The organism is Acinetobacter sp. A1, from assembly GCF_012371315.1.
Lineage (GTDB): Bacteria > Pseudomonadota > Gammaproteobacteria > Pseudomonadales > Moraxellaceae > Acinetobacter.
Genome location: NZ_JAAZQY010000007.1, coordinates 46,995 through 69,726 on the forward strand (window position 1 = coordinate 46,995; position 22,732 = coordinate 69,726).

At 40.6% G+C, this 22,732-nt stretch carries 22 protein-coding genes; 13 read left to right on the forward strand and 9 right to left on the reverse strand.

Features of this window, described 5'->3' with window-relative positions; genetic code table 11:
* Nucleotides 1-55 precede the first annotated feature (55 nt).
* Complete coding sequence (locus HHA41_RS04255; RefSeq protein WP_168460661.1) at nt 56-964, reverse strand: alpha/beta hydrolase; 909 nt, start codon at nt 962-964, stop codon at nt 56-58.
* A gap of 128 nt (nt 965-1,092) precedes the next feature.
* On the reverse strand, nt 1,093-1,644 hold the full coding sequence (locus HHA41_RS04260; protein ID WP_168417401.1) for a PadR family transcriptional regulator: 552 nt from the start codon (nt 1,642-1,644) through the stop codon (nt 1,093-1,095).
* Nucleotides 1,645-1,777: 133 nt separating this feature from the next.
* Between HHA41_RS04260 and HHA41_RS04265 the strand changes: the two genes are divergently transcribed.
* The 3 genes from HHA41_RS04265 (at nt 1,778) to HHA41_RS04275 (ending at nt 5,546) form a co-directional block, all read left to right on the forward strand.
* Nucleotides 1,778-3,802, forward strand: coding sequence for an NADPH-dependent 2,4-dienoyl-CoA reductase (locus HHA41_RS04265; protein WP_168460662.1), 2,025 nt, complete (start codon nt 1,778-1,780; stop codon nt 3,800-3,802).
* A gap of 124 nt (nt 3,803-3,926) precedes the next feature.
* Complete coding sequence (locus HHA41_RS04270; protein ID WP_168460663.1) at nt 3,927-4,340, forward strand: nuclear transport factor 2 family protein; 414 nt, start codon at nt 3,927-3,929, stop codon at nt 4,338-4,340.
* A 90-nt stretch (nt 4,341-4,430) separates the two neighbouring features.
* A complete protein-coding gene (locus HHA41_RS04275; RefSeq protein ID WP_168460664.1) occupies nt 4,431-5,546 on the forward strand; it encodes an alpha/beta fold hydrolase in 1,116 nt (371 codons plus the stop codon).
* A 138-nt stretch (nt 5,547-5,684) separates the two neighbouring features.
* Here the strand turns inward: HHA41_RS04275 and HHA41_RS04280 are convergent, their stop codons facing one another.
* Nucleotides 5,685-6,098 (reverse strand): internalin, encoded by a 414-nt coding sequence (locus HHA41_RS04280; protein WP_168460665.1) that lies wholly within the window; start codon nt 6,096-6,098, stop codon nt 5,685-5,687.
* 226 nt (nt 6,099-6,324) lie between these two features.
* Here HHA41_RS04280 and HHA41_RS04285 point away from each other — a divergent pair, with 226 nt between their 5' ends.
* The 7 genes from HHA41_RS04285 to HHA41_RS04315 all read left to right on the forward strand — a co-directional run bounded on the left by HHA41_RS04285 (nt 6,325) and on the right by HHA41_RS04315 (nt 13,596).
* Complete coding sequence (locus HHA41_RS04285) at nt 6,325-7,965, forward strand: CTP synthase (RefSeq protein ID WP_168460667.1); 1,641 nt, start codon at nt 6,325-6,327, stop codon at nt 7,963-7,965.
* A gap of 31 nt (nt 7,966-7,996) precedes the next feature.
* On the forward strand, nt 7,997-8,854 hold the full coding sequence (kdsA, locus tag HHA41_RS04290) for a 3-deoxy-8-phosphooctulonate synthase (protein ID WP_168417395.1): 858 nt from the start codon (nt 7,997-7,999) through the stop codon (nt 8,852-8,854).
* A 76-nt stretch (nt 8,855-8,930) separates the two neighbouring features.
* Nucleotides 8,931-10,220, forward strand: coding sequence for a phosphopyruvate hydratase (eno, locus tag HHA41_RS04295; RefSeq protein WP_168417394.1), 1,290 nt, complete (start codon nt 8,931-8,933; stop codon nt 10,218-10,220).
* A gap of 12 nt (nt 10,221-10,232) precedes the next feature.
* Nucleotides 10,233-10,628 (forward strand): septum formation initiator family protein, encoded by a 396-nt coding sequence (locus HHA41_RS04300; protein ID WP_168460668.1) that lies wholly within the window; start codon nt 10,233-10,235, stop codon nt 10,626-10,628.
* Nucleotides 10,588-11,319 carry a 2-C-methyl-D-erythritol 4-phosphate cytidylyltransferase gene (gene ispD / locus HHA41_RS04305; RefSeq protein WP_168460670.1) on the forward strand — a complete coding sequence of 244 codons (732 nt, stop codon included), beginning with the start codon at nt 10,588-10,590 and terminating at the stop codon, nt 11,317-11,319. Before HHA41_RS04300 ends, ispD begins: the two co-directional genes overlap by 41 nt.
* A gap of 107 nt (nt 11,320-11,426) precedes the next feature.
* Nucleotides 11,427-12,563: a rod shape-determining protein RodA gene (rodA, locus tag HHA41_RS04310; protein ID WP_168460671.1), complete on the forward strand. Its 1,137-nt coding sequence runs from the start codon at nt 11,427-11,429 to the stop codon at nt 12,561-12,563.
* A 124-nt stretch (nt 12,564-12,687) separates the two neighbouring features.
* Nucleotides 12,688-13,596: an AEC family transporter gene (locus tag HHA41_RS04315; protein WP_168460672.1), complete on the forward strand. Its 909-nt coding sequence runs from the start codon at nt 12,688-12,690 to the stop codon at nt 13,594-13,596.
* Nucleotides 13,597-13,619: 23 nt separating this feature from the next.
* Here the strand turns inward: HHA41_RS04315 and HHA41_RS04320 are convergent, their stop codons facing one another.
* Nucleotides 13,620-14,270, reverse strand: coding sequence for a hypothetical protein (locus tag HHA41_RS04320; protein ID WP_168460673.1), 651 nt, complete (start codon nt 14,268-14,270; stop codon nt 13,620-13,622).
* Nucleotides 14,271-14,368: 98 nt separating this feature from the next.
* On the opposite strand from HHA41_RS04320, the gene ispF reads away from it, so the two are divergent.
* Nucleotides 14,369-14,857 carry a 2-C-methyl-D-erythritol 2,4-cyclodiphosphate synthase gene (gene ispF, locus HHA41_RS04325; RefSeq protein WP_168460674.1) on the forward strand — a complete coding sequence of 163 codons (489 nt, stop codon included), beginning with the start codon at nt 14,369-14,371 and terminating at the stop codon, nt 14,855-14,857.
* A 25-nt stretch (nt 14,858-14,882) separates the two neighbouring features.
* On the opposite strand, the gene HHA41_RS04330 is transcribed toward ispF, so the two are convergent.
* The 3 genes from HHA41_RS04330 to HHA41_RS04340 all read right to left on the reverse strand — a co-directional run bounded on the left by HHA41_RS04330 (nt 14,883) and on the right by HHA41_RS04340 (nt 17,615).
* Entirely contained in the window at nt 14,883-15,401 is a 519-nt protein-coding gene (locus tag HHA41_RS04330) for a hypothetical protein (RefSeq protein WP_168460675.1), read from the reverse strand.
* Between the two features lie 61 nt (nt 15,402-15,462).
* Nucleotides 15,463-16,554 (reverse strand): 3-deoxy-7-phosphoheptulonate synthase, encoded by a 1,092-nt coding sequence (locus HHA41_RS04335; protein WP_216075687.1) that lies wholly within the window; start codon nt 16,552-16,554, stop codon nt 15,463-15,465.
* Between the two features lie 173 nt (nt 16,555-16,727).
* A complete protein-coding gene (locus HHA41_RS04340; RefSeq protein WP_168417385.1) occupies nt 16,728-17,615 on the reverse strand; it encodes a sulfite exporter TauE/SafE family protein in 888 nt (295 codons plus the stop codon).
* A gap of 211 nt (nt 17,616-17,826) precedes the next feature.
* On the opposite strand from HHA41_RS04340, the gene lpxB reads away from it, so the two are divergent.
* A complete protein-coding gene (lpxB, locus tag HHA41_RS04345) occupies nt 17,827-19,002 on the forward strand; it encodes a lipid-A-disaccharide synthase (protein WP_168460677.1) in 1,176 nt (391 codons plus the stop codon).
* Nucleotides 19,003-19,019: 17 nt separating this feature from the next.
* Here lpxB and HHA41_RS04350 read toward each other — a convergent pair whose 3' ends face one another.
* On the reverse strand, nt 19,020-19,961 hold the full coding sequence (locus HHA41_RS04350; RefSeq protein WP_168460679.1) for an AraC family transcriptional regulator: 942 nt from the start codon (nt 19,959-19,961) through the stop codon (nt 19,020-19,022).
* Nucleotides 19,962-20,127: 166 nt separating this feature from the next.
* Here HHA41_RS04350 and HHA41_RS04355 point away from each other — a divergent pair, with 166 nt between their 5' ends.
* Complete coding sequence (locus HHA41_RS04355) at nt 20,128-21,345, forward strand: alkane 1-monooxygenase (protein WP_168460680.1); 1,218 nt, start codon at nt 20,128-20,130, stop codon at nt 21,343-21,345.
* A 142-nt stretch (nt 21,346-21,487) separates the two neighbouring features.
* Here the strand turns inward: HHA41_RS04355 and HHA41_RS04360 are convergent, their stop codons facing one another.
* Nucleotides 21,488-22,687, reverse strand: coding sequence for an acyl-CoA dehydrogenase family protein (locus HHA41_RS04360; protein WP_168460681.1), 1,200 nt, complete (start codon nt 22,685-22,687; stop codon nt 21,488-21,490).
* Nucleotides 22,688-22,732: the final 45 nt, after the last annotated feature.

Here is a 22,732-nt window from a genome sequence, read left to right on the forward strand (position 1 = left end):
TGTGGAGCGAAACTACGGTGGAAAATGTCGCAATACATTTTCCACGGTTTTTATTTTAGGGATTTAGCTTTAAAAACTGGGCAATTTCCTGACTGAATTTCAGTGGCTCAGTTAATAAAGGCGTATGCCCCGATTGGTGAAATAGTACCTGTTTAGCATTTGGCATACGCTCCATCACTTGGCGTTGCCCCTCAGCCGCATAGAGGGTTGATTGTGCCCCTGTAAAAAACAGGGTTGGGCAACTGAGCCGACTCAATGCGTCGCGGTAATCTTCTTGATGGTGTAAATAATTGTCGATATACCAACGTAAATAATCTAGGCGTTGCGTAGGTAAAATATAACGTTGCAAAACAGGGCGCTTAACCGCCAGTTTAAATAAAAAAGGACTAATTTTATTGCTGGCTTGTAGCTCAATAAATTGTAGCCAGAGTTCCACCAAGTTTTTACGTTGCAATACATCCATTTGCTGAATATGGGTATATTCAGCATGCTGATGTAAAAACTCGGACAGATGAATTAATAATGCTTTAAATTGCTGATGTTTATCACCAAATAAACCATAGGGCCAGTTTTCATCTACCTCAATTTTAGGTGCTTGGTCAATTTGCAAATAGCTGTTTAAACGCGAACCCAGTTGCCCATATTGCATGCCATGCATGGCTGTGGTTGCGCCCATCGAGTAACCAATCAGTTTAAACTGTTGTAGGTTTTGCTGTTGAATCAAGCTGTTTAAATCTTGCCAATGACTAGAAATGGCATCTAACGCTGGAACAGCACATTGATCTGAACCGCCAAAACCACGCCAGTCTGGAATAATGAAGCGATACTGCTTTTTATGTTGATATAGAAACGGCAACCATTGCCAACTGTGCATGCCCAAACCTGAAAGTACAACCACAGGCTCACCTTGACCAAATTCACGTACAAATAGGGCTTCGCCATCGGGCATGCGGTAAAAAGGCATCAGCATTTCCTTGCATGGTTGTGGTTAAAGATGCGTTATTCTTTATAGCATAGCCTGATCATTTCTGTATGGTGATTGGCTTTAATTTAATAATTCAAAGGATTACTCATCATTCCAAAAATCTGCATTTAATGTGAGTTATCAGCATCAAATTTTTTAAGTTCAGGAATGACCTTTTCCAACCATTCAATCCAGCCAATTTCTTGATCTATTCCGAGCTGTAAAATCATTTTATGAATATATAGGGTGCGGTTGTTAGCTGGTGCTTGGCGAAAATCTTTGGAAAAAATTTGTTGATAAGTATGTAACTTGGCTTTGTGTAATACCAAATGGCGCTCTAGTTCAGGCAATACACTGTTGCCACCAAGTTGAGCTTCGGCACGTAAACGCACCATCAGTTCTTCACGTAATTGTGCAGGCGGACTTTGTTCGACCATCCAGTTTGCCAATTCCTGTCGCCCTAAAGCTTCTACTTGATAGGTTTTACTGCGACTACTGGAATCTTCATCTTCAAGGGTGGAAATCCAGCCTTTTTTTAGCATGCTATTTAGTTCGCGGTAAATTTGTTGATGAGTCGCATTCCAGAAAAAGCCCATAGAGCGGTCAAAACGGCGTGCCAATTCAATGCCATTACTGGGTTTTTCAATCAGACTGGTCAATAAAACGTGAGCGAGCGACATAAACAGAACAACTTTATTTTTTCAGCTTTAATTATGCAACATGTTGCATAAAAATCAAATCTAGAATATAAAAGTATGCAACAAGTTGCATTAAGCATAAAACAGCCAGCATTTTTGCCAGCAGGGAGATTCTATGTCTAGCTATCCATACTTACTTGCGCCTTTAGATTTAGGCTTTACCACTTTAAAAAATCGAGTCTTAATGGGGTCTATGCACGTGGGGCTTGAAGAAGCACCGGGTGGATACGAACGCATGGCAGCTTTTTATGCAGAGCGTGCCAAAGGTGGAGTGGGGCTGATTGTTACAGGCGGTATTTCACCCAATGATGCTGGATTAACCTTTGCAGGCGGCAATAAACTCGACACCCGTCAAGAAGCAGAAAAACACAAAGTAGTGACACAGGCTGTGCATGATGCAGGCGGCAAAATTGCCTTACAGATTTTACATACAGGGCGTTATTCTTATCAGCCTGATATTGTTGCACCTTCTGCAATTCAGGCGCCGATTAACCCAAGTAAACCACATGCTTTAACTTCGGCAGAAGTACAGCAAACCATTGCAGACTTTGTGAACTGTGCCAAATTGGCACAATACGCAGGTTATGATGGTGTCGAAATCATGGGCTCGGAAGGGTATTTAATTAACGAATTTATTGCTGCACGTACTAACCACCGTGATGATGAATGGGGCGGTAGTTATGAAAACCGCATCCGTTTTCCAATTGAAATCGTAAAACGTACCCGTGCTGAAGTTGGTGAAAATTTCATTATTATTTACCGCTTGTCAATGCTGGACTTGGTCGAAGGCGGTTCAAGCTTTGAAGAAGTGGTGCAATTGGCACAAGCGATTGAAGAGGCTGGTGCGACTATTATCAATACAGGAATCGGCTGGCATGAAGCACGTATTCCAACCATTGCCACAAAAGTACCGCGTGCAGCCTTTACATGGGTCACAGAAAAATTAAAAGGCTTGGTTAAAGTACCTTTAATTACCTCAAACCGTATTAATACCCCAGAAATGGCAGAATACGTATTGGCAGCAGGACATGCCGATATGGTGTCTATGGCACGTCCAATGCTAGCCGATGCGTTCTTTGTACAAAAAGCAGAGCAAGGACGTAGTGATGAAATTAATACTTGTATTGGATGTAACCAAGCCTGTTTAGACCATATTTTCTCTATGAAAATTGCTTCATGTTTGGTTAATCCACGTGCTTGCCATGAAACAGAACTGATTTTTAAAGAAGCGACTCAAACTAAAAATATTGCGGTGATTGGCGCTGGGCCTGCGGGTTTAAGCTTTGCGACCTATGCTGCAGAACGAGGTCATCAGGTCACCATTTTTGAAGCATCTAACCAAATTGGTGGACAATTCAATATTGCCAAAACCATTCCGGGCAAAGAAGAGTTTTATGAAACTTTGCGCTATTTCAAGCGTCAAATCGAGTTGCAACCGAATATTAAATTGCAACTGAATCATCCTGCGACTTTTGAGCAACTAGAAAATTCTTCATTTGATGAAATTGTAGTAGCAACTGGGGTAACACCACGCCAGCTTGATATTCCAGGCATCGATCATCCTAAAGTATTGTCATATATTGAGGTGCTGAAAGAGCGTAAACCTGTAGGGCAACGAGTCGCAATTATTGGTGCAGGTGGTATTGGTTTTGATACTGCGGAATATTTAAGCCATGAAGGTGAAAGTGGCAGTTTAAACCCTGAAAAATTCTATGATGAATGGGGGATTGATACCAATTATGCGCAGGTTGGTGGACTTAAAAAAGCTAATGTAGAAGCTTCACCGCGTCAAATTTATTTGCTGCAACGTAAAGCATCGTCAGTGGGTGCAGGCTTGGGCAAAACCACAGGCTGGATTCATCGTACAGGTTTAAAAAACCGTAACGTGAATATGATTGCAGGTGCAAGCTATGACCTAATTGATGATCAGGGCTTACACGTTACCGTGAATGGTCAAAGTACTGTGCTAGAAGTAGATCATGTGGTGATTTGTGCAGGGCAGGAGTCTTACACTGCGATGTACGAGCAATTACAAGCAGCAGGTAAAAACGTGCATTTAATTGGTGGCGCCAAAGAAGCAGGCGAGTTGGATGCTAAACGTGCGATTCGTCAGGGTGCTGAATTGGCCGCAACAATCTAGACAATTTTAGCGCTTTATATTTGCTTGGTTCTTTTTAGGAGTGGGGCAGTATAAAGCGTCAGCTCCTTCGGAACAAAATTTTTATTTTATAGATTGAAATATTCAAATTTATAAGGAAATCATAATGAGTCTGGAAACAACACAACAAGCCGTGCAGCGTTGGCATGAAATGCTGCAAAACCGTGATATGTCTATTTTAAGTGAGCTACTGGCAGATGAAGTGGTATTTCGTTCTCCTGTTGCCTATCAACCTTATGCGGGCAAACAAGTTGTATTTTTTATTTTGACCAATGTAATACAGGTCTTTGAAAACTTTACTTATCACCGTGAATTTTATTCACAAGATGGTTGCAATGTTGTACTTGAATTTTCTGCCAATGTGGGAGATAAGAAGTTAAAAGGGATTGATATGATCCAGTTTAATACACAAGGACAAATTGTGGATTTTGAAGTAATGATTCGCCCGAAAAGTGGTTTAGAGGCTTTAGCTGTACAAATGGGACAGCGTATGGCGGCCTTTATGCCAGCCGAAAAGTAAAATAATGCGTGTGTATGGCAGTGTGGTTTGTTTTAGAAATCGGTTTTCGGGTGGACATGCTTAAAAATACATGTATTGCTTGGGAGTAAAATGATGTCTACATTACAAAAAATAGCGCAAATTACACAAGCTGTATTAGATCAAGTTACAGGCGCAGACTTACCTACCTTGTATTATCACCCGCATGGAGAAATCCGTCGGGTGCTAGATAAATTGCCACAACTGAAAGAAAAATACCGTCCGACGCCGTGGTTATCTAACACACATGCGCATCTTTTATATTTTGATTTAATTAAAAAGAAAACCATTCGCCAGCAGTATGATCGGGTCGATCAACTAACTATGCAGGATGGTGGTGTCACCGCAGTGGCTTGGGTCGGTTATGACCTGCCTGTAGATACACCTACAATTGTGTTGATGCATACTATTACTGGGTCTTTAGAAAGTATGCGTGAATTGGTGCGAGATTTACACCAACAAACCCAATGGCGGATTGCTTTATGTCTACGCCGTGGGCATGGCAATTTACCGATGCCTGTACCGCAAATTAATCTATTTGGTTCAACCCATGATTTGCGTGAACAAATCGAATTTATTCAGCAGCAATTTCCACAATCAGAATTATATGCTGTTGGTTCATCGGCAGGCACCGGTTTGCTGGTACGTTACTTGGGTGAAGAAGGGGAGCAAGCCCCGTTTAAGGCGGCATTTGCACTCTGCCCAGGATATAACACGGAGTCAGGCTTTCAGCATGTGCATCCTTTTTACAGTAAGGTGATGACCAAAAAGCTGCTCAAATTTTTTATTCAGCCGCATCAGCACATTTGGCAAAATGTGAAATCTTTGTCGCAAGTTTTAAGTGCAACCACTTTGGCGGAGTTTGAAAAAGCCTATTTTGAATTGGCAGGATTTGAAGATTACGACAGCTATACGCAGGCAATTAATCCAATTTATGTGTTTGAGAATGTCAAAATTCCACTCATGGTTTTAAATGCGGAAGATGATCCTGTATGTCATATTAAGAACTTTGATCCTTATAAAGAAACCATTCAAAACATGCCAAATATTATGGTGGTGACTACCCGTAAAGGTAGCCATTGTGGTTTTTATGAAGGTATTGGGTTTACCAAATCATGGGCGTCACGTCTGATTGCTAATTATTTTAAAGTACAGTCAGAATTGCCACGACCTAACCCAATTCATTGATCATCTGATATAGCGCAGTAATTCAACCCATTAAAAAACCCAGCCATCAACAAGATGTACTGGGTTTTTAACATTGGACTTAGTTCAAAATTTAAATGGACTTGATTTGTAGTCTACACTTTCAAACTTGAATATGTCTTAGTTCTCAAGTGCTGGGGTTGCAGCAGCAATGGCAGCGGCAACTGCATCATCTTCAGATTGTGTGCCAGATGTATTGCTTGGACGTGCCTGAGTTGGCTTGTCTTCTGCAACAGGTGCTTCAGCTCTTGGAGCAGGTGCGGCAGCAGGTTGTGCAGGTGTTTCACGGCGAATTTCAGTCGTAGTATTCGCTGTTTCAGTACGTTCTACTTCTACATGTGCAGGCATTTCTGGTTCAGCATCTTCAATGCTTTCTACAGGTTCTAGTGGTTCAAATTGAGCAGTTTCAGTGGTTTGTTCAGTTTGAACTTCAACTTGCTCTTGCTCATCTTGCTTTGGCTGTTCTTTTTTAACACATGCAGTTACCAACAACGCCGTTGCAATTGCACCACAGATTAAAAGTTTCTTATTCATAATCGCACAAAATAAAAGATCGGATAGACGAGCGTATTATAGCAATAAAATGACAGATGAAAATCCTCTCAAGAAGTTCTAATTTTTTATTGGAAATGCTGATAGAATAACCAATTGTTTATTGTTCTATGAATTGATGCGGAATGACTTTGCTTTATTGGTGCAGAGTAAAGTAAAATTGCGCAACATTGTAGGCCTATTTAGGCTCGATTGTACGAGAAACCCAATGACCCATTTTATTTTCGTGACTGGTGGTGTAGTTTCATCACTAGGTAAAGGTATTTCAGCTGCTTCAGTTGCTGCACTTTTAGAAGCCCGTGGTTTGAAAGTAACCATGGTCAAAATGGATCCATACATTAATGTCGATCCAGGGACAATGAGTCCTTTCCAACATGGTGAAGTTTTTGTCACAGAGGATGGTGCTGAAACTGACTTAGATTTGGGTTATTACGAACGTTTCTTGCGTCGTGCGAAAATGACCAAGTTAAATAACTTTACTTCAGGTCGTGTTTACCAAGACGTTTTAAACAAAGAACGTCGTGGTGATTACTTGGGCGGCACAGTTCAGGTAATTCCGCATATTACCGACAACATTAAAGAACGTGTACTTCGCGCAGGCGAAGGCTACGATGTCGCAATCGTAGAAATTGGCGGTACAGTAGGTGACATTGAATCTCTCCCATTCATGGAATCTGTACGTCAACTTATGGTAGAATTAGGTCATAAGCGCACTATGCTAATGCACTTGACATTATTGCCATATATCAAATCTGCTGCAGAGTTGAAAACCAAGCCAACTCAGCACTCTGTTAAAGAATTATTGTCTATTGGTATTCAACCAGACATTCTGATCTGTCGTACAGAACATGATGTCGATGCTGACACGACCCGTAAAATTGCACTGTTTACGAATGTGGAAGCACGTGCGGTGGTGGTGTGTAAAGATGCCAAAACCATTTATCAAATTCCACGTACTTTCTATGAGCAAGACGTTGATGATTTAATTTGTGAGCGTTTTGGTTTCAATGATCTTCCTGAAGCAGATTTATCTGATTGGGACAACGTAGTTGAAGCATTATTGAACCCAGAGTACAGCGTTCGTGTGGCGATGGTGGGTAAATATGTTGAACTGCCAGATGCTTACAAATCTGTAAACGAAGCATTGCTGCATGCGGGTATTCAAAACCGTGTCAAAGTTGAAATTGACTACGTTAATGCTGAAGAACTAGAAAGCCAAGATGTACGCACTGTACTGAAAGATGCAGATGCGATTTTAGTACCAGGCGGCTTTGGTGAGCGTGGTACTGAAGGTAAAATGCAGGCAATCCAGTATGCACGTGAAAACGGTGTACCTTTCTTGGGTATCTGTTTAGGTATGCAGTTGGCTGTGATTGAATATGCACGTAACGTGGCCGGTATTACCGATGCAAGCTCAACAGAATTTAACCGTTCAACCAAGTCACCACTCATTGGTTTGATTACTGAATGGTTAGATGAGCGCGGCGAAGTACAACAGCGTTCTGTTGATTCTGATTTAGGCGGCACAATGCGTTTAGGTGCACAAAAATCTGAATTGGTAGAAGGCACAAAGACTGCACAAGTGTACGGTTCTAATGAAATTGTTGAGCGTCACCGCCACCGTTATGAGATGAATAACCGTTATATTCCAGTGCTTGAAGAAGCAGGTCTAAAAATTTCGGGTTATTCACCAATTCAGCACTTGGTTGAAACTGTGGAAATTCCGCAACACCCATGGTTTATTGCGGTACAATTCCACCCGGAATTTACCAGTTCGCCACGTGATGGACACCCATTGTTTGCAGGCTTTATTGGTGCAGCGAAGCAACAGCATCAAAAAAACAAATAAGATGGCTTTAGGAATAGACTAGGAAGTTTAAATGTCACTATTAAAACCACAGGAAATTGTCCGTTTAGGTGATATACAAATGGCGAACCATTTGCCATTTGTATTGTTTGGCGGCATGAATGTCCTTGAGTCCAAAGACCTTGCTTTTGAAATTGCTGAAACCTATGTGGATATTTGCAAACGCTTAGATATCCCGTATGTGTTCAAAGCCAGTTTTGATAAAGCCAACCGCTCAAGCCTGAACTCGTTTCGTGGCCCAGGCTTGGAAAAAGGCATTGAATGGCTGGCTGACATTAAAAAGCATTTTAATGTGCCAATTATCACCGATGTGCATGAGCCATATCAGGCTGCACCTGTGGCAGAAGTAGCTGACATTATTCAACTTCCTGCATTTTTAAGTCGCCAGACCGATTTGGTTGAAGCGATGGCGAAAACTCAAGCCATTATCAACATTAAAAAAGCACAATTCCTTGCGCCACACGAAATGCGTCATATTTTGCATAAGTGTTTGGAAGCAGGGAATGACAAACTCATTCTTTGTGAGCGTGGCTCAGCATTTGGTTACAACAACTTGGTTGTAGATATGCTTGGCTTTGACATCATGAAAGAAATGAATGTTCCTGTGTTCTTTGATGTAACCCATGCCTTGCAAACCCCTGGTGGTCGCGCAGATTCAGCAGGTGGTCGCCGTGCACAAATTACCACTTTGGCACGTGCAGGCATGGCAACAGGCTTGGCTGGTTTATTCCTAGAAGCGCATCCTGATCCTGAGCAGGCAAAATGTGATGGACCTTGTGCCTTGCGTCTCTCACAGCTTGAGCCGTTCTTGGCACAGCTCAAAGAATTGGATACCTTGGTTAAAGGTTTCAAAAAGCTAGATACACACTAAGTTAGACGTATATTAAATTATAGACTCATTGATGCGATCAAAAGCATCTTGTTATTAATCAACTGAGGAATTGTTCATGAGCCAAATCGTTGACATTCGTGCACGTGAAATTTTGGACTCTCGTGGTAACCCAACCATCGAAGCAGACGTAATCTTAGCATCTGGCGTAGTTGGCCGTGCATGTGCACCATCAGGTGCTTCAACTGGTTCTCGTGAAGCTCTAGAACTTCGTGATGGCGATCAAGCACGTTACTTGGGTAAAGGTGTTAAAACTGCAGTCAACAACGTGAACACGCTAATCCGTGATGCGTTAGTAGGTAAGTCTGTGTTTGAACAAAAAGACATCGACAACACCATGATCGCGCTTGATGGTACTGAAAACAAAGAAAAACTAGGTGCAAACGCTACACTAGCAGTATCTTTGGCTGCTGCACGTGCTGCTGCAGACGAAAAGAAAATTCCTCTTTTCCAATACATCGCAGATTTACGTGGTCAAACAATTTTGACTATGCCTGTACCAATGATGAACATCTTAAATGGTGGTTCTCATGCAGACAACAACGTAGATATCCAAGAGTTTATGATTGAGCCAGTAGGCTTCACTTCATTCTCTGAAGCATTACGTGCAGGTGCAGAAGTATTCCATTCGTTGAAATCTGTATTGAAAAAACAAGGTTTGAATACTGCAGTAGGTGATGAAGGTGGTTTCGCGCCGAACTTACGTTCAAACGAAGAAGCAATTACTGTTATTCTTGAAGCAATTGAGAAAACGGGTTACAAAGCTGGTTCTGATATGATGCTTGCGCTTGACTGTGCATCTTCAGAATTCTACAAAAATGGTCAATATATTCTTGCAGGTGAAGGCAATAAAGCATTCTCAAGCAATGAATTTTCTGACTATTTAGCAGGTTTGGTCAACCAATATCCAATTATCTCAATTGAAGATGGTTTGGATGAATCTGATTGGGAAGGTTGGTCTTACTTGACGTCTATTTTGGGTGACAAGATTCAATTGGTAGGTGACGACCTATTTGTGACCAATCCAAAAATCTTACAACGTGGTATTAATGAGAAAGTTGCTAACTCTATTCTGATTAAATACAATCAAATCGGTACTTTAACTGAAACGCTTGATGCTATTTATCTTGCTAAAGCAAATGGTTATACCACTGTTATTTCACACCGTTCAGGCGAAACTGAAGACTCTACAATTGCAGATCTTGCAGTGGGTACTGCAGCGGGTCAAATCAAAACAGGTTCATTATGCCGTTCTGACCGTGTAGCAAAATACAACCAATTACTTCGTATTGAAGAATTGACCAAAGCTGCATATCGCGGTAAAGCTGAATTCAAAGGTTTGAACTAAGCGACATTGTGCATGTTAAATGTATTTGACTCCAAAGCGAGTAAAGCATTGTTGGGCCTTGCGATCTTTTTGATCGCAGGGTTTCAATATTTATATTGGTTTGGTGAGGGTGGTTACCAGGACCATGCTGCACTGACAGAAAAAATCCAACAACAAACAGAATTAAATCAAGATCTCAAAGAACGCAATCGTGTACTTGCAGCAGAAGTCTATGACTTAAAAAATGGGGTAGAAGCCATAGAAGAGCATGCCCGTTTAGATTTAGGCTTGATTAAGCCACATGAAACATTTGTGCAAATGAGCACCATTAGCACACAATATAAACCCATTTATATTCAACCCAATTCAACTGTAGATTTACGTACCAATGAATCACAACAACCCGCAGCAACCGCCACAACACCCTAAACTTTGGGCGATTATTCCCGCAGCGGGTTCAGGTAGCCGTTTTTCTAAAACTGAATTAAAACAATATCAAACCATACAAGATCAAACTGTCTTAGAACATAGTATTGCACGTTTAAATCATTTACCGTTGGCGGGCTATGTTTTGGCTATAGGTCAAGCAGATGATGTAGCACAAAACCTAAACTTGGCCCAAAGAGAAAAAGCACATTTTTGCTTAGGTGGCGCCGAGCGAGTAGACTCTGTGTTGAATGCATTACGTTATTTGGCTGAAATTGCACATGCAGATGATTGGGTCTTGGTGCATGATGCAGCACGACCTTGTGTCACGACTGTTTGTCTAGAACAGCTATATCAGACTGCACAAGACACAGATCAAAGTGCAATTTTAGCTATTCCTGTGCGAGATACCTTAAAGCGCGTTGCATATGCACCTCAAATTGAAAAAACAGTCAGCCGCGACTATCTTTGGCAGGCGCAAACTCCTCAAATTGCAAAACTAAGTGTGCTTAAAAGTGCAATCGAATCTGCTTTGGAGCAACAACATACTATTACGGATGAAGCCAGTGCTTTAGAAGCTATGGGGTATGCAGTCAATGTCGTACAGGGGCGTTCTGATAATATTAAAATCACCTATCCTGATGACTTGGAACTTGCACGTTTAATTTTATCTGCACAACAACAAGCCCTGTAAAACCACAAGATAAAGTGGAAATTTCAGCGATTATAGTTTAATGATTCACTCTGTGCAGCTTTGCTTCTATAATTGTCCGTTCTGTCTATTTAAAACCTTTGAGCCGTATGAATCCATCGCAGCAGTATCGTTTTTTACGTCACTCATTACGTGATGGTAGAAGCATTAAAAATGATTCCTCACGTTGGACTAAACTACATTTAGATCCGTGGCTGCTATGCTTTTTAATTCTAAATGCGATTCTAGGTTTAATGGTGGTGTATAGTGCCACAGCACAAGACATGGGGATGGTTTTACGCCAAGCCACTAGTTTTGGGATTGGTTTTGTGGCTATGATCATTCTTGCGCAAATTCCACCGAAAGTGTATCAGGCGGCTAGTCCGTATTTTTATATGTTTGCTGTGGTCATGCTGGGGCTTGTTCTGCTCATTGGTGAAACCCGTATGGGCGCAAAACGCTGGATTAGCTTGCCCGGAATTGGCAGCATGCAGCCCAGTGAGTTTATGAAATTTGCTATGCCTTTAATGATGGCGTGGTATTTTTCTCGTCGTGCTTTTCCGCCTAAATTTATTCATATCATTGTCGCCTTGGTGTTGATGATGATTCCTTTTGTCCTTGTTGCTTTACAACCTGATTTAAATATTGGCCTGATTATTCCAGGTGTATTTGCTTTATTTTTAAGTGGAATGTCGTGGCGTTTGATTCTAGGCGCAATTGGGGCTTTGGCTGTTGCTGCACCTTTGCTTTGGATGTTCTTTTTACAGGAATACCAAAAGAAAAGAGTCTTGACCTTGTTTGATCCTGAATCTGATGCCTTGGGTGCAGGCTGGAATATTATTCAGTCAAAAATTGCAATTGGCTCAGGTGGTTTTACAGGCAAGGGCTATTTGGAAGGAACCCAGTCACACTTAGGTTACTTACCTGAACATCATACTGACTTTATTATGTCGACCTATGCCGAAGAATTTGGATTTATAGGTGTATTTTTACTGTTCAGTTTGTTTGCTGCCATTATTTTACGCTGCTTAATGATAGGGATGAACTGTTTCCATAACTTTGGCCGTTTGTATGCAGGTACAGTTGGGTTGACTTTCTTTTTCTTTGTATTTTTAAACTCGGGGATGGTGAGTGGTATTTTACCTGTTACGGGTGACCCATTGCCGCTGATGAGCTATGGTGGTACAGCTGTGATTTCCATGCTTGCCAGTATGGGCATTGTGATGTCAATTCATACCCATCGTTGATATTGAACTAAATTAAGGTGGAGTGGATATAGTTCTTCATCATCTTATAAACTACTGAAATAGCCGAAGCTTAACAGACGTTCTCTATAAAATTTAAGCAGATCAGTGGCACACCGAGTACATCATGACCCAGTTAATTTTTATTGCACTGTTCCCCTTAATTGCTTTAATTGCATTGGGCTATGCATTGAAGCGTATTCACGTACTGGATGAACCATTCTGGAAAGGTGCTGAGAAATTAAATTATTATATTTTATTTCCAAGCATGCTGTTTTTAAACCTTGCCACAGCACACATTGAAGCGAAATCAATCGCACAAATTATGTTTGTGGTGGGTATCGTGGTCACATTGGCAAGTTCTCTGTTGTACGCTTTACGGCATTATTTTAAGACACCTGCGGCACGCTTTGGGGTGTATATGCAAAGCATGGTGCGCTTCAATACCTATATTGGTTTAGCATTAGTCGCAGCATTGTTTCAAGCGCAGGGCATGGCACTGTTTGCAATTATTCTGGTGTTTTGCATTCCATTGGTCAATGTATTGTCGGTACTTGCTTTGAGTGATACCAAGACTTTACAGCCACAGCAAATTTTATATGCATTGATGAAAAACCCACTGATTTTAGGCTGTATAGTTGGTGGTTTATTTAATATATCAGGACTGAGTTTGTGGGTTGGTGCAGAGCATTTTATTCGACAAATTGCTTTATGCAGTTTACCGTTGGGACTGATGTGTGTGGGTGCAGCATTACAGTTTAATGGTTTGCAGAGAGACTTAATGCCTTTGGGGTTAAATGTCGTTGGTCGTTTGCTCTTTATGCCTGCTTTGGCATGGCTTGTTTGTTGGGGCTTAAAACTCCCTGTTTTAGAAACACAAATACTGGTCTTGTTTTTTGCTTTACCGACAGCATCTGCGGCTTATGTTCTAACACAGGTTTTGGGTGGGGATAGTCGGATGATGGCAACGGTCATTAGCCTACAAACAGTGTGTGCAGCTTTAAGCTTACCATTCGTGTTGTGGTGGTTAATCTGAATATAGAAAAGGCTTAAACAGACTTAATCATATAAACGGTATATTCCTGCAAAGCGCTCACAGCCTTTTTGGCGAGTGTGTATTTTTAATATCGCTTTAGAATAGTCAAATTGATAGCTGCAATCATGTTCATTGTCAGTAATTTCTGTTTTTTGTTCAGGTGTGGTGTAGGCTAAAAAAGCAATACTTTGCGATTCGAGTCGATTGTTCGGATTGCGATAAGCAAGTCCTTCAATTTTAATGCTATTTTTACTGAGTTGATGAATCTGTAAATGCACAGGCTGTGCAGCAAATTTACCATTTTCATATTTTAAATAATGCTGGGTCATGCTCTGATTCATAGAGGTAAAAAAATTCAGTTGATCGATACGTACATCAAATTGTTGGGTATAACAATTTAAACTTTTACATTGCTGTAGGCGTTGCATCCACAACTGTTGAGTGTCTTCTATAAGGCGAATTGGCGCATCACTCATCAAATATGCAGTTAAATGTTGATCATTTAATTTTTCACGTAATTCTGAAAAATCATCATTGCACACTTTGCTGAGCTTTGTTTGGGCAGCAGTAGAACAATCAATCCCTTGAGCATAAGAGAAAGATGAATATAAACAGCCAAATAGCAGCAGTGTGCCTAAGTTTTTGATAAGATAAATTTCAGATTTCAACAGCATGATCGCTTATACTTTCACTATGTTGCGCTAGTCTAACTATAGCGAAATCGAAAGTATGAATACAAGATTTCAATGATTTATTTCTACAGGAGTTGAACATGGTTGCACATATTCGAATTGGACAAGGATTAGATGTTCATGCCTTTGAAGCAGGGGATTTTGTGACGCTTGCAGGTGTTCAAATTCCGCATACACAAGGTTTAAAAGCACATTCAGATGGTGATGTGGTGTTGCATGCGCTGTGTGATGCGCTGTTAGGTGCATTGGCCTTAGGAGATATTGGTCAGCACTTTCCAGATACAGACCCGAATTATAAAGGTGCAGATAGCCGAGAGCTGCTTAAACATGTGTACCAACTGATTTTAGACCGTGGTTATAAACTGAATAATGCCGATATTACGGTGGCTTGTGAGCGTCCAAAACTTGCTACGCACACTTTGGAAATGCGCCAAAGTATTGCCGATGTGTTGGATGTGGAAGTAACACAAATTAGTATTAAAGCCACAACTACCGAAAAACTCGGTTTTACTGGACGTCAGGAAGGTATTTTAGCAACTGCAACAGTGCTAATTTCACATACTAAATAAAAATGAAGATATCTGCTGAGGCGAATCAAGTTTCAGCAGATTCTAAAGCCTGCTGTAAGTCTTGAGTGGCTTTACGACCTTGAAGCTGTAAAGATACTGCGTGAATTAAACCTGTCCACGTTTCATTGGGTTTCCAAATGTCATGTAAGAAGTCTTGTGCTGTGGCAATATCCATATCCATAAAATATTGGCGATATACATACATCAAACTACTGGCGTGATTATTGTTGCTACAGTGAACCCAGACCATTTGGCTTTCCAGTAAATGATCCAGTAAATCTAAAAACAATAAGCACTGATCTGAAGATGGTGTTTCCAGTGAAATTGGCAACTGAATATAGTTGAGTCCAATATCTAGACAAATTTTATCCTCATGGGGAAGGGTGTGTTCGGCATCACTTTCAGCCAAATTAATTACTGTGCCAATGCCGTACTCTTTAATCAGTTTTAATTCGTCTGCGGTAAGTTGACCTGAAGTAAACAGGCGTTCATGAACAAACTGGAATTTTTTAATTTGGCTAAGTTGAGTTTCAAGTTCATTCATGGCGAGTCATTTCCTATGCAACAAATAGAAACGCCATCATGAAGATGGCGTTTTTTAAATCTTAACGATTTGCTAAAACGTCTTTTAATGCTTCATGCATTTCAAGTAATGCTTTTTCTGTGGTTTCCCAGTCGATACAACCATCAGTCACAGATTTACCATACTCTAAATCGCATAAGTTTGCAGGAATATCTTGACGACCACCTTTAAGGTGACTTTCGACCATAATGCCTACAATAGACTTGTTACCATCAACAATTTGCTCGGTAATATTTTTTAATACCAGCGGTTGTAAGAATGGGTCTTTGTTGGAGTTGGCATGACTGGTGTCAATCATGATTTTGGTGCTAACTTTGGCTTTAGTTAAAGCATTTTCAGCTTCTGCAACAGAGCCAGCATCGTAGTTAGGTTTGCCATTGCCACCTCGTAAAACCACATGCGCATATTGGTTGCCGCTGGTACGAATTACAGAAACTTGACCTTGATCATTCAGGCCTAAGAAGCTATGACCATGTTTTACCGATTGCATAGCGTTGGTTGCAACTGTTAAACCGCCATCTGTACCATTTTTAAAACCAACAGGAGATGAAAGACCTGAAGACATTTCACGGTGTGTTTGGCTTTCTGTGGTACGTGCACCAATTGCAGACCAAGAAATTAAATCTTGATAATACTGTGGTGAGTTTGGATCAAGTGCTTCGGTTGCACATGGTAAGCCTTTTTCATTTAGCTCAAGTAAAAGTTTACGACCAAGACGTAAGCCTTTTTCAATATTGAAAGAGTCATTCATGTCTGGATCGTTAATTAAGCCTTTCCAGCCCACAGTAGTACGTGGTTTTTCAAAATAGACACGCATGACAATGTAAAGAGAGTCTTTTACTTTTTCGCTTAAAACTTTCAAACGATCTGCATATTCGTGTGCAGCAACAGGATCGTGAATAGAACATGGGCCAATGACCACAAATAGACGCTTGTCTTTACCATCTAAAATATTGCGGATAGTTTCACGACCATGAAGAACGGTTTGATAAGCAGTTTCAGTCAAAGGTAACTCAGTTTTTAATTCTGCAGGAGTCACGAGTGGCTGAATACTTTTAATATTCACGTCATCGATGTCTGATTGTGTAAGAGGATTAGACTGTAAAGTATTCATTGCCGTCACTGGTTTGATCATACAAAAGATTGTTTAATAGTCTGAATATAACATGAATTTCACTGTATTTTGTTATAAAAAGATGAATACTTCTTTAAAAAATAAGTGATGAATCGGGCAGATAAATTAAACTGCCCATTTTAGTAAAAGCATATTCAAACTTAGTTTGTTAATTATTGCTTGGATTGTGCTTCAGAAATCACAGCTGCTGTTTCAGGTGTACTTACAGGCTTAGATTTGACAGGATTGACCATAAAGTTAATCCCAATCACAAATAGGGTAATTCCTAAAACTTTACGAATAACTTTTTCAGGTAAACGGGAACTGAGCAAAGTACCAACCACAATGGCTGGAATTGAACCGACCAGCAACCAAATCAATAAATTGAAATCGACATTGCCTGAACTCATGTGTCCTAGGCCTGCAACTAAGGTTAGCAGTACTGCATGCACGACATCTGAGCCGATAATACGAATCATTGGTAGGTTTGGAAACATCAACACCAAAGCCATAATGCCAAAAGCACCAGCACCGACTGAGGAAAGTGTGACAAATACCCCAAGTACAATGCCCATAATCACAATCAGTGCGCGCTTATCTGCAGCCTGAAGTTTGACTTTTTCTAAATCCTGAGTCATGTCAGGTAATTCTTGTTTTCTGTATTTATTAAAAAAAGTTTCGATTTGGCTACGGAATACTATTGAGATGCCTGTTAAAGTCAACATAAAGCCAAGAACAACGGTCAGCACCATTTTATAATGAGTAGATTGGCTTAAGTAATTTTCCAATACCCAATGTGTGGCAAAAGATGCTGGAATACTGCCTACAGCAAGCCAAATTACAATAGGCCAGACGATATTCATTTTTTTTGCATGCACCAAAGAACCACAAAATTTTGAAATCGCGGCATAAAGTAGGTCTGTCCCAATGGCAATGTGCGGTTCAATTTTAAACAGGCTGATCAGAATAGGAGTCATGAGTGAACCACCTCCAACGCCAGTGACACCAACGCAGAAGCCAACCAATACACCCGCTAAAATAAACTCAATAGGACCAACCATGAAAAGCTGCCGAACATAAAAAACGTGGATATAGTATGACTTTTGCAAATAAGCTGTTGTCTTGATTAATGATTTACTTATTCTTAAAACAGATATAGTGAATTTGGCTGTTTCAGGAAAATAGTCATCTAAAATTTCTATTTCTTACAAAATACAGTGGCTATGCTAAAATGCCCTAAGTGATATAAATTAAAATTTAGAGGAAAAACCTTTGCAAAATCGGAAACTTAAAATTGGTATCGTTGTGGGAGAAGTATCGGGAGATACTTTGGGTGCACAACTTATGCGACGTTTTCGTGAGCAAGGCATTGATGCAGAGTTTGAAGGCATTGGTGGGCCTCAAATGATTGCAGAAGGCTTTAAAAGCTATTATCCGATGGATACTTTATCGGTGATGGGCATAGTTGAAGTACTCAAAGACCTAAAAAAACTATTTGCGGTGCGCGATGGTCTAGTCGAACAATGGAGTAACAACCCAGTCGATGTTTTTGTAGGTGTCGATGCCCCCGATTTTAATTTACGTCTTTCTAAAAGTTTAAAACAAAAAAACCTACCCATTAAAACGGTACAATACGTTAGTCCTTCGGTGTGGGCATGGCGTCAAGGTCGGGTACATGGCATAAAAGCCAGTATAGATTTGGTGTTGTGTCTATTTCCATTTGAAAAAGCCTTTTTTAAAAAATGGAATGTGCCTGCTGCTTTTGTTGGGCATCCACTTGCGAGCCAGTTAAGTCTAGATAATCCAATTACAGCAGCGAAGCAGGAATTGGGTTTAGATGACACTCAGGCACATATTGCCTTATTGCCAGGTAGTAGACGTGGTGAAATTGAACGTTTAGGACCTTTGGTGTTAGATGCAGCTCAAATTTTAAGCCAAAAACATCCACAGTATATTTTTTTGATTCCTGCCATTAATGACGCACGCAAACAACAAATTGAAAATCTGTTGCAGTCTTATCCGCTAGTATTACAAGCCAAAATCAAGATTATGGAAAATCGTGGTACGGAGTCAAAAATTGGACGTCAGGTCATGAATGCATCCAATATTATTGCACTGGCTTCGGGAACGGCGACTTTGGAAGCGATGTTGCTGCACCGTCCTATGGTGACTTTTTATAAGCTCAACCGTATTACCTACTGGATTGCAAAATTGTTGGTCCAAATTCCGTATTATTCATTACCGAATATTATTGCAGGTAAAAAGGTCATTCAGGAATTAATTCAGGATGATGCAACGCCTGAACGCTTGGCTTCTGAAATTGAAAAGCTAATGAATATTGAAGCTGCACAGATTCAAGCCATGCAGCACATGACCATGCATAAACAATTGCTGTCAGACAATAGCGAAGACCCAGCCCAAGCAATTTTGGCAATTTTGGATCACTAAGTTATTCGCATAATTATTTATAGAGTGGTTTGAAATTGCTGTCGATATTGGCTAGGCGTCAGTTCAAACTGCTTTTTAAATGTCTGGCTAAATGCGGTTTCTGAAGAATAACCCACACGATGTGCTATTTGTTGTATCGACAGTTGGCCTTGCTGCAAATAATTTGATGCCAAACGCAGACGATGTTGTTGTAAGTAGGCCAAAGGTGGCTCGCCAATTAACTGATTAAATAAGTTGGCAAATTTAGAGCGGGACATACAGCATTGTTCTGCTAGGCTTTCCACAGTCCAAGCCTGTTCGGGTTGGCCGTGAATAGCCGCTAAGGCATTGGAAAGTTCGGGATGTGCCAAAGCACCAAGCCAGTTATTGGAGTCATCTAACTGGGCAATATAATCCCGCACACATTCTATAAGTAAAATACTCACCAAGTGATCGAGTATTTTGTCACGGCCAGGTCGGATTTGATGACTTTCTACTGCTAAAAACTGTAAGCCAATTTGCAACCATTCAGGTGCTGTGCTGCACATAATATGTGGAATATGTAGATATTCGGGTAGGGCATTTAAAAGTGGTTTTGCCATCGTGGTATCCATGTGGCACTGGATTACCAATATAAATGCATCTTCAGCTTGTTCGTGATGAACCGTTCCGAACTGAACAGACTGCTGTGATTTAAGTTGGAATAAGTCTGAAATATCAAAATGTTCAGTCCAGTGTGTATTGGCTTGCGCACATGCATAATGACTACAACCCGAAGGAATCAGCACAATATCACCTGCATCTACTTGTAATTGGGTTTTTTCAGACAAGTGCACATGCAGTGTCCCTTGTAGCACCACATAAGCCAGCATGGCACCCTGATCATGATATTGAAATGACCAATTTCCATGCGGATTCAAATAGATATACGCAGACTGGTGTAAATGTATATCTTCAAAAATCTTACTTAAAGCATCCATATTTTAAGCATAAACAAACGTAAAATTAAAAACCTGTGATTTCGGGACAATATTGCGCATTTTGCGCCAAAGACTTTTGCATAGTTTTTTTGGACGTCTGCAACTGTTCATTCTTGTATTGATATTCAACTATATAGACAGATGAGCGTAGAAGGAAGCTAAGAAAATGAACGCACCACTTCATTTAATGGAAAAAATGGAACAGGATGTTCCTTATAAGAGCGTTACTCAACTCGATAAGAAGCGTTATTTGTGGTTGATCAGCCCATTTTTACCTGTGTTGGGTATGGGAATTTTAGCGGGATACCAATTTGCACCTAAGCCTGCCAAAAAAGTATTTGCGTTGGGTGGGCCATTATTATTACATGTCATTATTCCAACCATTGATACCTTAATAGGTCAAGATGCGAATAATCCAAGCAATGAAGATGTAAAGCGACTTGAACAAGACCCGTATTATTCACGTTTGGTGAAAAGTTTTATTCCGTTGCAATATGCCACCAATATCTATGCTGCTTATTTGGTTGGACGCCCACAAACTTCATTACTTGATAAAGTTTTATTGGGTATTTCTATGGGCATGGTGAACGGTATTGCTGTAAATACCGCACATGAACTCAGTCATAAATCTTCAAAAATAGATCATTTGCTGTCACATTTGGCCTTAGCACCAACAGGCTATAATCATTTTCGGGTAGAACATCCTTACGGTCATCATAAACGTGCAGCAACGCCTGAAGACCCTGCATCTTCACGTATGGGTGAAACATTTTATGAGTTTTGGCCACGTACAGTGAAAGGCTCGTTTCAATCTGCCATTCAAATTGAAATCCAGCGTTTAAAGCGTAAGGGCAAACAATTTTGGTCTAAAGAGAATGAGTTGTTACAAGGCTGGGGGATAAGTGCTGCTTTTCATAGTGTATTGCTGGCACGTTTTGGTACAGGAATTTTACCGTATTTAGCCACTCAGGCTTTTTATGGCATCAGTCTATTTGAGCTGATTAATTATATTGAACATTATGGCTTGCTCAGACAAAAAGATGCGCAGGGTAAATATGAACGAACCATGCCCGAACACAGCTGGAACAATAACAATATTGTGACTAATTTATTTTTATATCAATTACAACGTCATTCTGACCATCATGCGTATCCGACCCGGCCATTTCAGGCACTGCGCCATTTTGATGAAGCGCCTGAATTACCAAGTGGATATGCCAGCATGTTGCTGCCTGCACTGATTCCACCACTGTGGTTTAAAATTATGGATCAGCGTGTGTTTGAGCATTATCAGGGCGACTTAAACAAAGCCAATATTCAACCTAAGCGTCGTGCACGTATTTTTAAGAAATTTGCGGTAATTGATCGTTGGTTAAGCCGTTAAACTTTCTGCTTTAATAGCAAAAATTACCTCAATAATATGTTGAGATAAGAAAACGTGATAGGGTAAAAGACAGAAATTTACCAAGATGTTTGAATAAATTCTGTCTTTTATTGCATAAAGTTATATGTCTGAATGGGTAAAATTATTTCAATTCGCTTGAGCTTTTTCCTAATTCACGTCGGGCAATAATCAGTTGCTGAATCTGTTGCGTGCCTTCAAAAATATCTAAAATTTTGGAGTCACGTGCCCATTTTTCCAATAATTCATCTTCGTTATAGCCTACCGCAGCCGCCAATTCGACACATCTTAAAGTAATGTCATTACAAATTCGGCCTGCTTTGGCTTTGGCAATGGAGGCTTCACGTGAATTAGGCTGTTTATTGTCTGCCATCCATGCGGCTTTGAGCATCAGTAAACGTGCAGCTTCCCATTCTGCTTCCATTTTATAAATTTGTGCAGCGATATGTGAGCACTGTAAATATGGGGTGGCATAGTGTTCATCTAGGTGGTCTTTGAAAATTTTTTGAATACGCTCCAATGCGGCTTTGGCACAACCCACAGCCATGGCTGCAACCAAAGGGCGGGTATTGTCAAAAGTTTCCATTACCCCTGCAAAACCTTTCGCAACATCAATTTCTGCATTACCCAAAAGATTGCTAGCAGGCACGCGACAATCTTCAAAGCGAATACTGGCGGTGTCTGACGCTTTGATCCCTAATTTATGCTCCAAACGTTCTACCGTCATGCCTGGTGTGCCTTTAGGTACCACAAATGATTTAATCGCAGCACGTCCAAGTTGTTTATCTAAAGTTGCCCAAACCACTACTGCATCTGCACGATCGCCAGAGGTTACAAATATTTTTTCACCATTTAAAATATATGCATCGCCATCTTTGCGGGCTGTGGTTCGTATGGCCGCAGAGTCTGAGCCACAGTTGGGTTCAGTAATGGCCATAGCAGCCCAAACCCCATGAAAGCGTTGCAATTGTTCTTCATTGGCAACCGCTGCAATGGCGGAGTTACCTAAACCTTGGCGTGGCATACTGAGTAATAAACCTGTATCGCCATAACACATTTCTACAATACTGAGGGCTGTAGACATATTTACGCCATTTTTATTGCCTGTAGATGTATCGCCACGTTTATTGACTGCAGCACCTGCATTCATGCCATCTCCCGCTTGGTTCATGCCATCGACTAAGGCAGCGAGCATATCCAGTTCTTTTGGGTAAGCATGTTCAGCTTTATCGTATTTTCTAGAAATAGGGCGCAAGACATTGAGTGCAACTTCATGTGCCTGATCAATCAGCATTTTAAATTTTTTCGGGTTTTGTAAATTCATGCCTGTATTCCTTATATTTTTTGGCTTTATTTTTGATTGAATTCA

Coding starts and splice junctions, on each gene's coding strand:
- kdsA (WP_168417395.1), top strand. CDS start 7,997: ATGTCACTATTAAAACCACAGGAAATTGTCCGTTTAGGTGATATACAA.
- HHA41_RS04335 (WP_216075687.1), bottom strand. CDS start 16,554: ATGAATACTTTACAGTCTAATCCTCTTACACAATCAGACATCGATGAC.
- eno (WP_168417394.1), top strand. CDS start 8,931: ATGAGCCAAATCGTTGACATTCGTGCACGTGAAATTTTGGACTCTCGT.
- HHA41_RS04340 (WP_168417385.1), bottom strand. CDS start 17,615: ATGGTTGGTCCTATTGAGTTTATTTTAGCGGGTGTATTGGTTGGCTTC.
- HHA41_RS04265 (WP_168460662.1), top strand. CDS start 1,778: ATGTCTAGCTATCCATACTTACTTGCGCCTTTAGATTTAGGCTTTACC.
- ispD (WP_168460670.1), top strand. CDS start 10,588: ATGAATCACAACAACCCGCAGCAACCGCCACAACACCCTAAACTTTGG.
- HHA41_RS04320 (WP_168460673.1), bottom strand. CDS start 14,270: ATGCTGTTGAAATCTGAAATTTATCTTATCAAAAACTTAGGCACACTG.
- HHA41_RS04360 (WP_168460681.1), bottom strand. CDS start 22,687: ATGAATTTACAAAACCCGAAAAAATTTAAAATGCTGATTGATCAGGCA.
- HHA41_RS04330 (WP_168460675.1), bottom strand. CDS start 15,401: ATGAATGAACTTGAAACTCAACTTAGCCAAATTAAAAAATTCCAGTTT.
- HHA41_RS04255 (WP_168460661.1), bottom strand. CDS start 964: ATGCCTTTTTACCGCATGCCCGATGGCGAAGCCCTATTTGTACGTGAA.
- HHA41_RS04270 (WP_168460663.1), top strand. CDS start 3,927: ATGAGTCTGGAAACAACACAACAAGCCGTGCAGCGTTGGCATGAAATG.
- HHA41_RS04350 (WP_168460679.1), bottom strand. CDS start 19,961: ATGGATGCTTTAAGTAAGATTTTTGAAGATATACATTTACACCAGTCT.
- rodA (WP_168460671.1), top strand. CDS start 11,427: ATGAATCCATCGCAGCAGTATCGTTTTTTACGTCACTCATTACGTGAT.
- HHA41_RS04285 (WP_168460667.1), top strand. CDS start 6,325: ATGACCCATTTTATTTTCGTGACTGGTGGTGTAGTTTCATCACTAGGT.
- HHA41_RS04275 (WP_168460664.1), top strand. CDS start 4,431: ATGATGTCTACATTACAAAAAATAGCGCAAATTACACAAGCTGTATTA.
- HHA41_RS04280 (WP_168460665.1), bottom strand. CDS start 6,098: ATGAATAAGAAACTTTTAATCTGTGGTGCAATTGCAACGGCGTTGTTG.
- HHA41_RS04355 (WP_168460680.1), top strand. CDS start 20,128: ATGAACGCACCACTTCATTTAATGGAAAAAATGGAACAGGATGTTCCT.
- HHA41_RS04260 (WP_168417401.1), bottom strand. CDS start 1,644: ATGTCGCTCGCTCACGTTTTATTGACCAGTCTGATTGAAAAACCCAGT.
- HHA41_RS04315 (WP_168460672.1), top strand. CDS start 12,688: ATGACCCAGTTAATTTTTATTGCACTGTTCCCCTTAATTGCTTTAATT.
- HHA41_RS04300 (WP_168460668.1), top strand. CDS start 10,233: ATGTTAAATGTATTTGACTCCAAAGCGAGTAAAGCATTGTTGGGCCTT.
- ispF (WP_168460674.1), top strand. CDS start 14,369: ATGGTTGCACATATTCGAATTGGACAAGGATTAGATGTTCATGCCTTT.